General features: G+C 73.7%; 8 protein-coding genes. 2 read left to right on the top strand and 6 right to left on the bottom strand.

Annotated features, from left to right (window positions below; translation table 11 throughout):
• Positions 1–139: 139 nt before the first annotated feature.
• Genes MNY62_RS12280 through MNY62_RS12270 form a run of 3 tightly spaced genes read right to left on the bottom strand, consistent with a single transcriptional unit; the run spans position 140 to position 5534 of the window.
• Complete coding sequence (locus MNY62_RS12280) at positions 140–1915, bottom strand: acyl-CoA dehydrogenase family protein (RefSeq protein WP_242344484.1); 1776 nt, start codon at positions 1913–1915, stop codon at positions 140–142.
• A gap of 37 nt (positions 1916–1952) precedes the next feature.
• The gene (locus tag MNY62_RS12275) at positions 1953–3125 is read right to left on the bottom strand and encodes an acetyl-CoA C-acyltransferase (protein ID WP_242344504.1); all 1173 of its coding nucleotides are present in this window, start codon (positions 3123–3125) and stop codon (positions 1953–1955) included.
• Between the two features lie 18 nt (positions 3126–3143).
• Complete coding sequence (locus MNY62_RS12270) at positions 3144–5534, bottom strand: 3-hydroxyacyl-CoA dehydrogenase/enoyl-CoA hydratase family protein (RefSeq protein ID WP_242344483.1); 2391 nt, start codon at positions 5532–5534, stop codon at positions 3144–3146.
• A gap of 311 nt (positions 5535–5845) precedes the next feature.
• Between MNY62_RS12270 and prpR the strand changes: the two genes are divergently transcribed.
• On the top strand, positions 5846–7783 hold the full coding sequence (prpR, locus tag MNY62_RS12265) for a propionate catabolism operon regulatory protein PrpR (protein WP_242344481.1): 1938 nt from the start codon (positions 5846–5848) through the stop codon (positions 7781–7783).
• Between the two features lie 398 nt (positions 7784–8181).
• Here the strand turns inward: prpR and MNY62_RS12260 are convergent, their stop codons facing one another.
• A complete protein-coding gene (locus MNY62_RS12260; protein WP_242344479.1) occupies positions 8182–9366 on the bottom strand; it encodes an HNH endonuclease in 1185 nt (394 codons plus the stop codon).
• Between the two features lie 623 nt (positions 9367–9989).
• The gene (locus MNY62_RS12255) at positions 9990–10376 is read right to left on the bottom strand and encodes an ACT domain-containing protein (RefSeq protein WP_242344478.1); all 387 of its coding nucleotides are present in this window, start codon (positions 10374–10376) and stop codon (positions 9990–9992) included.
• A gap of 293 nt (positions 10377–10669) precedes the next feature.
• Here MNY62_RS12255 and MNY62_RS12250 point away from each other — a divergent pair, with 293 nt between their 5' ends.
• Positions 10670–13642, top strand: a complete 2973-nt coding sequence (locus tag MNY62_RS12250) for a fibrinogen-related protein (protein WP_242344477.1) — start codon at positions 10670–10672, stop codon at positions 13640–13642.
• 72 nt (positions 13643–13714) lie between these two features.
• Here the strand turns inward: MNY62_RS12250 and MNY62_RS12245 are convergent, their stop codons facing one another.
• The gene (locus MNY62_RS12245) at positions 13715–14155 is read right to left on the bottom strand and encodes an acyl-CoA thioesterase (RefSeq protein ID WP_242344476.1); all 441 of its coding nucleotides are present in this window, start codon (positions 14153–14155) and stop codon (positions 13715–13717) included.
• Positions 14156–14174: the final 19 nt, after the last annotated feature.

Below are 14174 nucleotides of genomic sequence, written 5' to 3'. Positions count from 1 at the left end.
CCCGCCTCTTCCTCCCCGCGCCCCCGCGCCCCCCCCCCCCCCCCCGCCGGGGCGCCACCGCGATCGCGGCGACGCCGCCCGCGGTGGCGCACGGGCCCCGGCGAGCCGGGGCGGGGGCGCAGCCCCCTGAGACCATGCCTCACAGCGGATAGCGCTCGCCCTCGAGCGCGGCGGCGGCGAGGCGCCGCTTCGCGGCGAGCAGGCCCGAGGCGTCGTACTTGGTGAACCGGCGGATGCCGCCTAGCAGCACGGTGAGCGTGTCCCCCTCCGCGACGTAGAACGCGGCCCGGCGGGCGGCGGCGGCGAGCTTCTCGACGGCGGAGAAGGTGTGCACCTTCACCGCGGCCGCCACGTCCGCGCGCCGCGACTCCGGGAGGCGCGGCGAGATCTTCTCCGCCCTGAGGAGCGCGCTCTCGATCGCGAAGACCTGGATCGCCACGTCCGCGAGCGCGAGCAGCACCTCCTGCTCGTCCTTGAGCGCGTCCATGTACCGCTGGACCGCGGCGCCGGCCACGACGAGGAAGGTCTTCTTGAGACCGCCGAGCACCGCCCGCTCCGCCGCGAAGGGCTGGGAGGGGTCGAGCTCGTCGAGGGAGGGCGTCATGAGCGCCTCCATCGCCTTCATCGCCTCGCGCTGCAGGGGCAGCTCGCCCTTCATGGCGCGGCGCAGGATCGTGCCCGGCACGAGGAGCCGGTTGATCTCGTTCGTGCCCTCGAAGATCCGGTTGATGCGCTCGTCCCGGTAGTACTTCTCGGCGGGGTACTCCTGGATGAAGCCGTAGCCGCCGTGGATCTGGACCACCTCGTCGACCACGTCGGCGAGCACCTCGCTGCAGAACACCTTCGCGATCGCGCACTCGATCGCGTACTCCTCGATGCCCTGCTGGTAGGCCTCGTAGTAGCCGGCGGCGTCCTTCGGGATCGTGGCGAGTCGGTCGTCGATGAGCCCCGCGAGCCGGTAGACGAGCGACTCCGCGGCGAAGAGGCCGGCGGTGAGGTCGGCGACCTTCTCCTGGATCGCGCCGAAGCGGGCGATGGGCACGCCGAACTGCTTGCGCGCGTTCGCGTACGCGACGCCGGTCTTGAACGCCAGCTTCGCCGCGCCGGTCACCGCCGCGCCGAGCTTGAAGCGGCCGACGTTGAGCACGTTGAACGCGATCTTGTGCCCCTTGCCGATCTCGCCGAGCACGTTCTCGACCGGCACCTTCGCGCCCTCGAAGACGACCGGCGTCGTCGAGGAGCCCTTGATGCCGAGCTTCTTCTCCTCCGGGCCGACCGTGAGGCCCGGCGTCGTCCGCTCCACGAGGAAGGCGGTGAAGTGCTTCTTGTCGACGCGCGCGAAGACCGTGAACAGGTCGGCGAAGCTGCCGTTCGTGATGAACTGCTTCGTGCCGTCGAGGAGGTAGTGCTTGCCGTCGGGCGTGAGCGTCGCGGTGGTCTTGCCGCCGAGCGCGTCGCTCCCCGCCTCCGGCTCGGTGAGGCAGTACGCGGCGCTCCACTCGCCCGTGACGAGCTTGCCGAGGTACCGATCCTTCTGCGCCTCGGTCCCGTAGTACACGAGGGGCAGCGTGCCGATGCCGCTGTGCGCCGCGTAGGACACGGAGAACGCGCCGGCCGCGCCCATCCGCTCCGCGGCGAGCATGCTCGTCGCCTTGTCGAGCGCGAGCCCGCCGTAGGCCTCCGGCGCGTCGATCATGAGCAGGCCCGCCTCGCCCGCCTTGCGCATGAGCGCGGCCGCGAGCCCCGGCTCCTGGTGCTCGAGCCGGTCGAGCACGGGCGTCACCTCCTCCTGGACGAACTGGTCCGCGGTGTGCGCGATCTGCCGCTGCTCCTCGCTGAAGTCCTCGGGCGTGAAGACGTCGTCCTTCGTCGCCTCGGTGATGAGGTACTCCGCGCCCTTGAAGAGTCTCGCCATGATCGTCCTCCGCTGTCCCTAAGAGAGCCGTCGCGCGCTAGGCGCGCTCGAAGACCGCCGCCGCGCCCATCCCGCCCCCGATGCACATCGACACGATCCCGTAGCGCTCGCCGCTCCGCGCGAGCCCGTGCAGCAGCGTCGCGGTGAGCTTCGCGCCGGTGCAGCCGAGCGGGTGGCCGAGCGCGATGGCCCCGCCGGTCGGGTTCACGCGCGCCGGGTCGAGGCCGAGGGCGCGCACGCAGGTGAGCGCCTGCGCCGCGAACGCCTCGTTGAGCTCCACCTGCCCGACGTCCTCCTTGCGCACGCCCGCCCGCGCGAGCGCGGCCGGGATCGCCTCGATCGGGCCGACGCCCATGACCTCCGGCGGCACGCCCTTCACCGCGTACGAGACGAACCGGCCGAGCGGCGCGAGCTTCGTCCGCGCGAGGAACGCCTCCGACACCACGAGCACCGCGGCCGCGCCATCGGTCATCTGCGAGGAGTTCCCGGCCGTGACGGTGCCGTCGACCTTGAACGCGGGCCTGAGCCGCGCGAGCCCCTCGCGCGTCGTATCGGCCCGGACGCCGTCGTCCGCGTCCACCCGCTCCTGCCGCCGCTCGAGCTTCCCGCCGAGGAGCGCCACGCGCTCGACGTCCACCGGCGCGAGCTCGCCCGCGAACAGGCCCTTCGCCTGCGCGGACGCCGCGCGGGCGTGGCTCTCCGCCGCGAAGGCGTCCTGGTCCTCGCGCGTGACGCGGTAGCGCGAGGCGACGAGCTCGGCGGTGACCCCCATCGCCGCGTAGGACTCGGGCCAGGCGCCGACGAGCCCAGGGTTCGCGCTGAACTTCGCGCCGCCCATCGGGACGAGGCTCATGCTCTCGGCGCCGCCCGCGACGATGGCGTCGGCCTGGCCGGCGAGGATCCGCTCGGCGGCGGTCGCGATCGCCTGGAGGCCGGACGCGCAGAAGCGATTCACGGTCTGGCCGGGCACCTCCACCGGCAGGCCCGCGCGCAGCGCCGCGACGCGGCCGAGGTTCATGCCCTGCTCGCCCTCGGGGAAGGCGCAGCCCATGATGACGTCCTCGATGGCGCGCGGCTCGACCCGCGCACGCTCGAGGAGCGCGCGGATCGCCGTCGCGGCGAGGTCGTCCGGGCGGACGTCCCTGAGCTTTCCCTTCTTGGCCTTGCAGCCGGGCGTGCGGACCGCGGCGAGGACGTAGGCTCCACTCATGGTGATCACCCGTGTGTGCTAGTTGCGGAGCGGCTTGCCCTTCTTGAGCATGTGCTGGATCCGCTCGAGCGTCTTCTTCTCCCCGCAGAGGCGCAGGAACGCCTCCCGCTCGAGGTCGAGCAGCCACTGCTCGGTGATGGCGGTGCCGGCGGGGACGTCGCCGCCCGTGATGACCCCGGCGACGGTCCTCCCGAGCTTCTCCTCGTACTCGGTGATGAAGCCGCCCATCCGCATGTTCCAGAGCTGGGAGGCGAGGCTCGCCGCGACGCTCCGGCCCGGCGCCCTGAGGTCCGTCGCCGGCTCCCCCGGGCGGTGGTTCGCGGCGAGCGCGAGGACGCGCGCCTTCGCGTCGTGCACGAGCCGGTCCGGCGAGAGCGTGACGCCGTCGCCCGGCCGGAGGAGCCCCATCCCGCGGAGCTCGTCGGCGGAGGCGCTCACCTTCGCGGTCGCGATCGTCGTGAAGTGCTTGAACAGGAACGGCGAGACGTCGGTCTCGTACTGCTCGGCGAGCCGGACGGCCCGGAGCGCGAGCTCCTTCGTGCCGCCGCCGGCGGGCAGGAGCCCCACGCCGAGCTCCACGAGCCCCATGTACGTCTCGGCGAGCGGGTTCATCGCGGTGGCGTGCAGGCAGACCTCGCAGCCGCCGCCGAGGGCGAGCCCGTGCGGCGCGGCCACCACCGGCACCCGCGCGTACTTCACCGCCATCATGGCCTTCTGGAACGCCCGCACGGTGAGCGCGATCTCGTCGTACGCGCCCTCCGCGATGGCCATCGCGACGAGCATCAGGTTCGCGCCGGCCGAGAACGCCGGGCCCTGGTTCGCGATGACGAGCCCCCGGCCCTCGGTCTCCGCACGACGCAGCGCCTTGTGGACCATGGCGAGCACGTCGTTGCCGATGGCGTTCATCTTGGTGTGGAACTCGAGGCAGAAGACGCCGTCGCCGAGGTCCAGGACCGAGGCGCCCGCGTTCCGCTCCACGACCGCGCCCGCCTTCTCGAGGACGGTGAGGTCGAGGTGATCCGGCGGCCGCGGCACGTCCAGCCAGCCGCCGCCGTGGGCGAGATCCACGAAGCGGCGCTTCCCGCCCTCCTCGGAGTAGAACGACGGCACGCCGTAGAGCGCGGCGGGGACCTTCACGCCGTCCGCCTCGGCGCGGCGCACCAGCTCGGCGACGCCGATGGCGTCCATCATCTCGAACGGCCCGAGCTCCCAGCCGAAGCCCCAGCGCATCGCGGCGTCGACGTTCACGACGTCGTCGGCGATCTCCGGGATCCGGTTGAACGCGTAGAGGAGCGTGTCCCGCAGGTTCCGCCACGCGAACGTCGCGGCCGGATCGCTCCCGGCGAGCACGGCGCGGAGCCGCTTCCCCGGATCGTCGATCCCCTTCGCCGCCTCGACGGAGGCGAACCGCGGCCTCCGCGCGGGGAGGTACTCACCCGAGCGGTGATCGAAGAAGAGGACCTGGCTCCCCTCCTCCCCCTTCGTCTTCCTGAAGAAGCCGCCCTGCGTCTTGTTGCCGAGGAGGCCCCGCTGGATCATCCCCCCGACGAACCCGGGCAGGAGGAACGCCGCCCGCTGCTCGTCTCCGGGCAGGAGCTCGTACGAGTTCCGCGCGACGTGCGCGAGGGTGTCGAGGCCGACGAGATCGGCGGTGCGGAACGCCGCGCTCTTGGGGCGCGCCGTGGCGGGGCCGGCGACCGCGTCGACCTCCTCCACGGTGAGGCCGAGCTCGACCATGTGGTGGACGGCGTTGCAGAGGGAGAACACGCCGATCCGGTTCGCGACGAAGTTCGGCGTGTCCTTGGCGGTGACGATCCCCTTCCCGAGCCGCACGCGGATGAGCTCCGCCATCCGCGCCGCCACCGCGGGATCGGTGAAGCGCGAGGAGACGATCTCGACGAGCCGCATGTAGCGCGGCGGGTTGAAGAAGTGGGTGACGAGGAGCCGCGGCCGGAGCGGCTCGGGGAGCGCCTCGGCGAGCGCGTTCACCGAGAGGCCGCTCGTGTTCGTCGAGAGCACCACGTCGGGCCGGAGGTGCGGCGCGAGGCGCGCGAGCAGCGCCCGCTTCACCTCCAGGTTCTCGAGGACGACCTCGACCACCCAGTCGCACTCGCGGAGGCGCGGGAGGTCGTCCTCGAGGTTGCCCACCTCGATGCGCGCCGCGTACGCGGGGAGGTAGAGCGGCGCCGGCTTGAGCCTCTCGAGCCCCGCCCGCGCGGCGGTGGCGAGCCGGTCGCGCACGGCGCGATCGGCGAGGCCGAGCCCCGCCGCGCGCTCCTCGGCGGTCGCCTCCTTCGGCACGATGTCCAGCAGGAGCACGCGAAGCCCGGCGTTCGCGAGCTGGGCTGCGATGGTCGCGCCCATCACCCCCGACCCGAGCACCGCCACCCTCTCGATCCGTTCGTCCACCGCTCGGCCTCCGGTCTTCGCGTGCGCGTCCACGCATCGCGCTACACCATCGGTTCACTCGGCCGCGCCCGGGGCGGGAGCGGCTCGGACGGCGAGCGGTCTCCATTGCATCGAGCGCACCGAGCGCGGCGAGCGGGCGCACCCGAGCACAACCCGCCGGGTTCGCAGGCGTTCGAGCCACGGCGCCGACCAGCAGCCCCCGGACGGGGCGGCCACTCGGTGCACCGCTTCCGGAACAGGTATGCTCCGCGAACGGAACACTGGGCCGCAGCCCGGGCCGGTGCCGTCGCGAACCAAGAAGGAGGAGCCCGATGGCCGCCGACGCGGACCGCCGCCCCATCGTCTGGGCGTTCAGCACGAGCCGCCTGCGCCACGTCTTCGAGAGCGTCGCCCCGCTCCTCGCGAACGTCGCGGAGGTCCGCGTCTTCGACAAGGGCTTCGAGGAGGCGCTGCAGGCCGCGCGGTCGCTCGTCGAGGCGGGCGAGGAGGTCGACGCGTTCGTCGCCGCCGGCGCGAACGGCGCGTACCTGCGCGACCACGCCGACGTGCCGGTGGTCGTGGTGATGGCGTCCACCGTCGACGCGCTGCAGGCGCTGGTGCAGGCGCGCAAGCTCTCGAACCGGATCGGCGTCGTGAACTTCCGGCGCGTCGTCGCCGGGATCGAGCAGAGCGCCGGCCTCATGAGCGACCTCGTCATCGAGCAGCGGCCCTACGTCACGCCGGAGGACGTGAAGGCGCACGTGGCCGACCTCGCCGCGCGAGGGTTCGGGGTCATCGTCGGCCCCGGGCCCGTGTGCGACTTCGCCGAGCGCCAGGGTCTGCCGGCGGTGCTGCTCTACGGGCAGGACTCGCTCTCGGAGGCGATCCGTCACGCGGCGGAGGTCGCCCGCATCGCCCGCGCGGCCGAGGCGAAGCGCCTCGAGGTCGAGCGCGTCCTCCGCCACCTCGACGTGGGCGTGCTGGCGGTGGACGGCGACGAGCGGATCCAGTCGATCAACCCCGCCCTGCAGCGGGTCCTCGGGGTGACGAGCGCGGAGGTGAACGGCCGCCGCCTGTCGAGCGTCGCGCCGGAGCTGTCGCTCGCGCGCGTGCTCGAGACCGGCGCCCCGGAGCTCGACGTCGTCCAGCGGCTCGGCGGCCGCACGCTGGTGGTGAGCCGTGTGCCCCTGCGCGAGGCCGGCGTGCAGCGCGGCGCGGTCCTCACCTGCCAGGACTCCGCCGCCATCCAGCGGCTCGAGCGCGGCCTGCGCTCCGAGCACCGCCCGCCCCGCTTCGTGGCCCGGTTCGACCTCGCCGGCCTCGTCGGCACCTCGCCCGCCATCGCCCGCGTGCGCGCGCTCGCGGAGCGCTACGCGCGCACCGACGCGACCGTGCTCATCACCGGCGAGAGCGGCACGGGCAAGGAGATGGTCGCGCAGGGCATCCACCGCGCGAGCCGGCGGCGCGACCGCCCGTTCGTGGCGGTGAACTGCGCGGCGTTCCCGGAGACGCTGCTCGAGGCGGAGCTCTTCGGGCACGAGGAGGGTGCCTTCACCGGCGCGCGCCGCGGCGGCCGCCCCGGCCTCTTCGAGGCGGCGCACACGGGATCGATCTTCCTCGACGAGATCGGCGACGTGCCGACCACGCTGCAGACCCGGCTCCTGCGCGTCCTCCAGGAGCGGCAGGTGCTCCGCCTCGGCTCGAACGACCCGACCCCCGTGGACGTCCGGGTGATCGCGGCGACGCACCGGGATCTGCGCGCCGCGGTCGCGCGCGGGGACTTCCGCGAGGACCTGTACTACCGACTCGCCATCCTCCCCCTGCACATCCCGCCGCTGCGCGAGCGCGGCGACGACGTGCAGGCGATCGCCTCCGACCTCCTGAAGCGCGCGCTCCTCCGGCACGGCGAGCCCGACGCGCACCGCCACGCGCTGGCGCTCGTCCTGCCGCGCCTCGCGGGCTACGCCTGGCCGGGAAACGTGCGCGAGCTCGAGAACGTCCTCGAGCGCGTCGCCGCCCTGTTCGTCGATCGCGGCCCGCGGGCGCGGATCCCCGAGGAGGAGCTGCGCGCCGCGATGCCGGAGGTCTTCGAGCGCCCCGCCCCCGCCCCCGTGGTCGCCCGGGCGGACCTGCGCGCCACGCGCGAGACGCAGGAGCGCGCGCACGTGGAGCGCGTCCTCGCCGAGTGCGGCGGGAACCAGACCGAGGCCGCCCGCAGGCTCGGGATCGGTCGGACGACGCTCTACCGGAAGCTGGGCCGGGCGCGCTGAACGACAGTGCGCGATTCGCGATCACCTTCGGTGTCGCGCATCGCGCTGTCGTTTGGCCGTGTTCTGACGGGGCTGCGCCCTCACCATCATCACATCCTGGGGATGCGACGGTGCTCGCGGTTGCCGTTCGACGAGCGGCCCAGCGCGCAGGCCGGTGGGGCATCGACGGGGTGAGCCCGTGCGGCCCGGGAACGCGCCCTTCGGAGTCGTACGGGCGGCAAGCGCGCGGCGAGCGTTGACCGCGGGGACCCGGGCCGAGGGGTCGGATGCCGGATGCCTGCGGAGGCGCGGCGGCGCGACGTTCGGCCCGACCGCAGCTGGAGAGCCGTCTCTCCGGCGTGTCCGCGCGAGCGCCGTCCGTGCGCAGCGTCACTCGTCCTTCGTTGGCGCGCGCAGGCTCACGGCGCCCACATCCCCAGCTGCATGGCGGGACGCAGGGGCGCTCCCCCAGCGCGCTCCAGCGGCGTCGGTCCGGCGCCCGCGTGGCGGCGGAAGCGCGCCATGTGCTCGCGTCCGAAGATCCTCTCGGCGTGAAGCAAATTGTGAGCTCGGCAGGCGAGCCGGAGATTGTCGATCGTCGAGGGTCCCCCGAGCGCGGCGGGTTGGATGTGGTCGAGCTCGAGCTTCCAGCGGCTGCTGCAGCGGCACCCGTCCGGACCGACCCAGGCGCAGCGCCCGCCGTCGCGCCTCCACACCGCGCGGCGCACTATCGCCGGGATCGTGGAAGTCGCCGCCGGGGACGCCGCCGCCATCGGCTCAGGGCGCTTCGTCTTTCGCTCCGGTACGACCGCGCCCTTGCGCTTGCCGTGCTTGTCGATGGCGCAGCGGATCGCCTCGTGGAGCACCGCCGCCAGGTCACCGTCCGGGATCTTGTGCGAGAGAAGACACCGGAGCGTCTCGAGGTCCTCCTTGCAGGCGCGGTCGAGGGTGACGCGGAGCGACCAGTGGCTCTCGGTGACCGCCACGGTCTCCGACCGGCGCTTCGTCCTCTCGGTCGCGACCTCGCGGGTGGCCGGCGACGTCGAGCGCGCGTCGGGCATCGGCGCCGCGGACGCGGGTGCTCCCCCCGACGACTCGGCGCGCTCCCCGCCAGTGTCCTGCGCCGTGAGCGGCAGCGCCGCGCTCGCCTTGGCGGGCTCGCGCTCCGGGAGCTTGCGGATCCCTGCGCGTGGCGCGGTGCGCGCATGGATGGAGGCGACGAGGTGCTCGACCTCGGCGCGGGTCCGGTACGCGGCGCGGGCGAGGAGGTCGTCCACGTTCTCCTCGGTGAGCACCGGACCGAGGAGCCCCACGGTGGAGAGGCAGACGCGCCCATCGCGCAGCGGCGCCTCGAGGCTCGGGAACCGGCGCAGCACGCGCATGGCCTGGATGCGGCGGCCGGCGGCCCCCTCCCGGAGGTGGAGGACCTTCAGGCAAAAAGCCCAGAGCGAGGCGTGCCCCGCCTCGACGTAGGCGCGCCGGCGGTCGAACTCGTCGAGGTGAAGGAGGAAGTCCACCTGGACGTTTCGTTCCTCTCCGGCGAGCTCGCGCAGGCGAACGGCGAGGACGTTCGAGTCGAGGGAAGCGGGGGCGAGCGAAGACATGGAGTGCACCTCCAGATGCACCCTTCGTAACACGCGTTTTCGGGAGCTCCGGAGGCGCTCCAGGCTCGCGCGAGCGCGGCTTTTCTCGGTGTGCCCTCGGCAACCCCCTGCCGCGGTCGAACGCGCGCGCCCAGCCCAGCTGCGTGCGCGTGAGCGGCCCTGGCGCGCCGCCTCGAACCCCGGATCGGAGCTCCGGCGGGGAGCAGTCAAGGGCGATTCTTCACGCACCGCAACTGGGACAGATTGTTCACATCGTCAGGAAGCCCGTACGACGACCGGCGCTACCTCTGGCGACAGCTGTTACGTTCAGTGAATATGCGAAAGCTCGTGCGCCGCTTCCGGGCTCGCCTCCGCGCGTGGGCGCGAGCGCCCACGGCAAGACGCTCTCGGTAGAGAGACGCTCGCTTGCACCCGCCACTCCGGCTGGGCCGCTCGGAACCGTGCCCGGACAGCGCGATTCCTCCTCGTCGATGCCCGAGCCCGATGTGCGCATCCATACGCCGGCCCATCGGCGTACGGCCCTCCGGGCGCGTCCCTGAGATGTGACGAATCCTGGGCTGCGCCCCCGCCCCGGCGGGCTCGCTTCGCTCGTCGACTGTTCCCGAATATTGATCGGTCGTTAGCTACCGGACGGCCTTCAGCGCCGTCTTGAGATCGCTGACACCCAGGAAGACGGTCGTCTTCCGCGCGGGCGCCGTCCCGACGAACACGTGGGTGATGTCCACTCCGGCCTTGCCGATCGCGGTCGCCGCGCGGCCGAGCGCGCCGGGCTTGTCGGGCAGCTCGAGCTCGAGGACCTCCTGCTCCTCGGTCGCCCAGCCGCGCTTCGCGAGCACGCGCTTCGCCGCGGCCGCCTTGTCCACCACCATCCGCACGACGCCCTCGTTCCCCTCGACCCAGGCGTTCACGGCGCGCAGGTTCACCTGCTTCTCGCCCAGCGCGGCGGCGATCTCTCCCAGCATGCCCGGCCGGCTGGGCACGCGGATCTTCAGCTCCTTCGCTCGAGGCATCGTCTTCCTCCCGGTCCGCCATCGCAGCGCGCCGCGCACGCCACGGCAAGCTCACGCAGAGGGCGCGCTTCTCCGGCGCACCGCTCTCGCCCCGCCGGCCAGCCCGGGTTCGGGCGATCGCCCTAGGCCGCGCGGCGCGCCAGTCGCTCCCGTCACTCGCCCGCCGGACACGTACCGGGGGTCGCACCCGTCGCGGGTCCTCCATGCTGGCGACAGGCGCACGCCCGCACCCCTGCCTACCTTCCGAGCCATCCAGCCTTCGCCGGCCGTGCGCCGGCTCCATTGGGGGAAGCATGCAGTCGAGATCGCTCGCCGGTCTGATGCTCGCCGCGCTCCTCGCGGCCTGCTCCAGCTCGAGCCCGAGGAAGGACCCTCCGAAGTCCTGCAGCGAGACCTGCGCCGCGCCGAACGTCTGCGTGCGGGAGGTTTGCGGCCCTCCGTCCTGCACGGACGGCGTGCGCGACGGCGGCGAGTCGGACGTGGACTGCGGCGGGAGCTGCGCGCCGTGCACGAGCGGCGGCGCCTGTACCGTCCCGGCGGACTGCGACTCCAGCGTGTGCTCGTCCGGCGCGTGCGCCGCCGCGAGCTGCGCCGACGGCGTCCGGAACGGCGCCGAGACGGACGTCGACTGCGGCGGGAGCTGCGCGCCGTGCCCCGCCGGCGGCGACTGCAGCGGCGGCGGCGACTGCGCCTCCGGCGTGTGCGACTCCGGCGCCTGCGCCGCGCCGACCTGCTCGGACAGCGTCCAGAACGGCGACGAGACGGACGTCGACTGCGGCGGCTCCTGTGGGCCGTGCGCCAACGGCGGCGGTTGCCTGACGGGGAGCGACTGCGCGTCCGGCGCGTGCGCCTCGGGCACCTGCACCGCACCGGGCTGCGCCGACGGCGTCGCGAACGGCGACGAGAGCGACGTGGACTGCGGCGGGAGCTGCCCGGCCTGCGGCACCGGCCAGGGCTGCGGCGCCGGCACGGACTGCGGCTCGGGCGTGTGCAGCGCCGGCGCGTGCGCCGCCCCGACGTGCTCGGACGGCGTGACGAACGGCGGCGAGTCCGACGTGGACTGCGGCGGCGCGTGCGCGCCCTGCCAGGACGGCGCAGGCTGCAACGGCGCGGGCGACTGCGCCTCCGGCGTGTGCGCCTCCGGCGCGTGCGCAGCGCCGAGCTGCGGCGATCAGGTGAAGAACGGGGACGAGACCGGCACGGACTGCGGCGGGCCGACCTGCGCGCCGTGCGCGAACGGCGGCGGGTGCAGCAGCGGGACCGACTGCGCCTCGGGGACCTGCGCCGGCGGGACCTGCGCGGATGCGAGCTGCGCCGACGCGCAGAAGAACGGGGACGAGACCGGCACGGACTGCGGCGGGAGCTGCCCGCCGTGCGGCGCGAACCAGGGCTGCGGCGTCGCCGCCGACTGCGCCTCGCAGGTCTGCACGGGCGGCGTGTGCCAGCCGCCGTCCTGCACGGACCTCCTGAAGAACGGCGACGAGAGCGACGTGGACTGCGGGGGCAGCGTGTGCCCCGGCTGCGTCGACGGGTTCTCCTGCTCGGGTCCCGCGGACTGCGCGTCCGGCAAGTGCATCGCCGGGGTCTGCTATCCGCAGTTCTGTGCGAACGGGCGCCTCGACGGTGACGAGACCGACCTCGACTGCGGCGGGTCGTGTGCCCCGTGCGGCGACGGCGGCGCCTGCATCACCCCCGAGGACTGCGCCTCCGGCGTCTGCAACGGCAACGTCTGCCAGGCGCCGACCTGCGCCGACGGCGTGAAGAATGGCGCCGAGACCGACGTGGACTGCGGCGGCCCGACCTGCAACGCCTGCACGACGGGCTACCAGTGCACCACCGGCACGGACTGCACCTCCGGGATCTGCACGGACGGAACCTGCCAGGCGCCGACCTGCGCCGACCAGGTGAAGAACGGGTTCGAGACCGGCGTCGACTGCGGCGGCTCCTGTGTCGGGTGCGTGGACGGCGGTCCCTGCAACACCGGCCCGGACTGCGCGTCGGGCGTGTGCAGCGGGAACGTCTGCCAGGCTCCCACCTGCACGGACGGCGTGAAGAACGGGACGGAGACCGGCAAGGACTGCGGCGGCGGCACCTGCGCCGCCTGCCCGAACCGCGAAGGCTGCGCGACCGGCGCCGACTGCACCTCCGGCGTGTGCGCGAGCGGCGTCTGCGTCGCCGCGACCTGCACGAACGGCCAGCCGGATCCGGGCGAGACCGGCCTCGACTGCGGCGGGCCGGACTGCGCGCCGTGCGGCGATGGCGGCGGCTGCGGGACCGGGAGCGACTGCGCCTCGCGCGTCTGCACGGGCGGCGTCTGCGTGCCCGCGACGTGCAGCGACGGCACGAAGAACGGTGACGAGAGCGACGTGGACTGCGGCGGCGCCTGCGCGGACTGCGGCGCGAACCAGGCCTGCAGGGCCGCGTCGGACTGCGCCTCGGGCGTCTGCGTGAGCGGCGTGTGCCGCGCGGCGACCTGCACCGACGCGGTCGAGAACGGGAGCGAGAGCGACGTCGACTGCGGCGGGACCTGCCCGCAGTGCCCGCTCGGTCGGACCTGCACGAGCCCCGCCGACTGCAACGCGGGCGCCTGCGTCGACGGCAAGTGCGGGGCGTCGAGCTGCGTCGCGCTGAAGCGCACCGGGCTCAAGTTCCCCACCGGCACGTACTCCGTCGCGCCGAACGGGACCTCCGCCCTCACCGCTTACTGCGACATGCGCACGCTCGGCGGCGGCTGGACGCTCGTCCTCCGCGCCACGCGCGGCGCGGAGTACCCGGCGGGCCTCGCCTACTCGCAGTCCTACTCGGACTGGCTCACGTCCGGCGTGGGGAGCCCGGTGGTCGCGCCGAGGGTGCTCTCGAGCCAGTACGTGTTCCCGCTCGAGCAGCTGCGCCGCCTCACCCTGCTCCGGAACGCCTACCTGCGCTTCTCGGCGGACGGCGTCACGCAGGTCGCGCGGCTCCGCAAGGTGAAGCTCTCCTCCGCCTACGCCATCGCCGGCCAGAACTCGCTCTTGGTCGCCGAGGAGCTGTGCGGTCCGCAGTCCACCACGCGCTGCTTCCTGCGCGACCGCGGGATGCCGTTCGTGGCGCCGGGCGGCCCGGCCGGCCCCGCCGACGCGTGCGTCGTCGCGAACGGCGGCGTCGGGTTCTGGTACGACCCGAGCGGCTGCTACTCGCACGACCCGTTCCACGTCGAGGACGAGAAGGCTTTCTCGGGGACGACCACCGCCCCGACGACGCAGCACTGGACCTGGTGGGTGCGCTGACGGCGAGGAGCGTCCGGAGCGGCGCGCTGCTGCTCCGGACGCTCCGGCCGCGCGCGGTGGCGGGCGCGCCCCTCACGCACGGTGAGCGGGCGCGCCGACCACCTCGCGGAACGCCGCGGGCATGGTCACCACCCGGCGCGCCTTGTAGTCGAAGAAGACGATCCCGGTCTTCACGCGCGCGATCTCCTGGCCGGTGGCGGCGTCCGAGAGGCGGTAGAGGAGATCGCAGCCGCGCGTCCGCACGTCGTCCGCGGCGATCTCGACCGCGAGCGTCATCCCGTACCGGCCCTCGGCGCGGTAGACGAGCGCCGCGTCGACCATGATGATCCCGGCGCCGGCCACGTCGAGCTCCCCGAAGCCGTGCGCCGCGAGGAACCGGACGCGCGCCTCGTGGACGATCGAGAGCACGGCGTCGTTGCCGAGGTGACCGCCGTAGTTCACGTCCCCGATGCGGACGGGGATCTCGGTGCGGAAGAGGAACGTCTCCGGGAGCGCGATCTCGACGCGGGCCATGCCCACCCGTACCGCGAAG

This window comes from Anaeromyxobacter terrae, from assembly GCF_022690685.1.
Lineage (GTDB): Bacteria > Myxococcota > Myxococcia > Myxococcales > Anaeromyxobacteraceae > Anaeromyxobacter > Anaeromyxobacter terrae.
Note: the sequence above shows the minus strand (reverse complement) of the source record. Positions and strands in the feature narration are given on the sequence as shown.

Coding starts and splice junctions, on each gene's coding strand:
- MNY62_RS12280 (WP_242344484.1), bottom strand. CDS start 1,915: ATGGCGAGACTCTTCAAGGGCGCGGAGTACCTCATCACCGAGGCGACG.
- MNY62_RS12275 (WP_242344504.1), bottom strand. CDS start 3,125: ATGAGTGGAGCCTACGTCCTCGCCGCGGTCCGCACGCCCGGCTGCAAG.
- prpR (WP_242344481.1), top strand. CDS start 5,846: ATGGCCGCCGACGCGGACCGCCGCCCCATCGTCTGGGCGTTCAGCACG.
- MNY62_RS12260 (WP_242344479.1), bottom strand. CDS start 9,366: ATGTCTTCGCTCGCCCCCGCTTCCCTCGACTCGAACGTCCTCGCCGTT.
- MNY62_RS12255 (WP_242344478.1), bottom strand. CDS start 10,376: ATGCCTCGAGCGAAGGAGCTGAAGATCCGCGTGCCCAGCCGGCCGGGC.
- MNY62_RS12250 (WP_242344477.1), top strand. CDS start 10,670: ATGCAGTCGAGATCGCTCGCCGGTCTGATGCTCGCCGCGCTCCTCGCG.
- MNY62_RS12245 (WP_242344476.1), bottom strand. CDS start 14,155: ATGGCCCGCGTCGAGATCGCGCTCCCGGAGACGTTCCTCTTCCGCACC.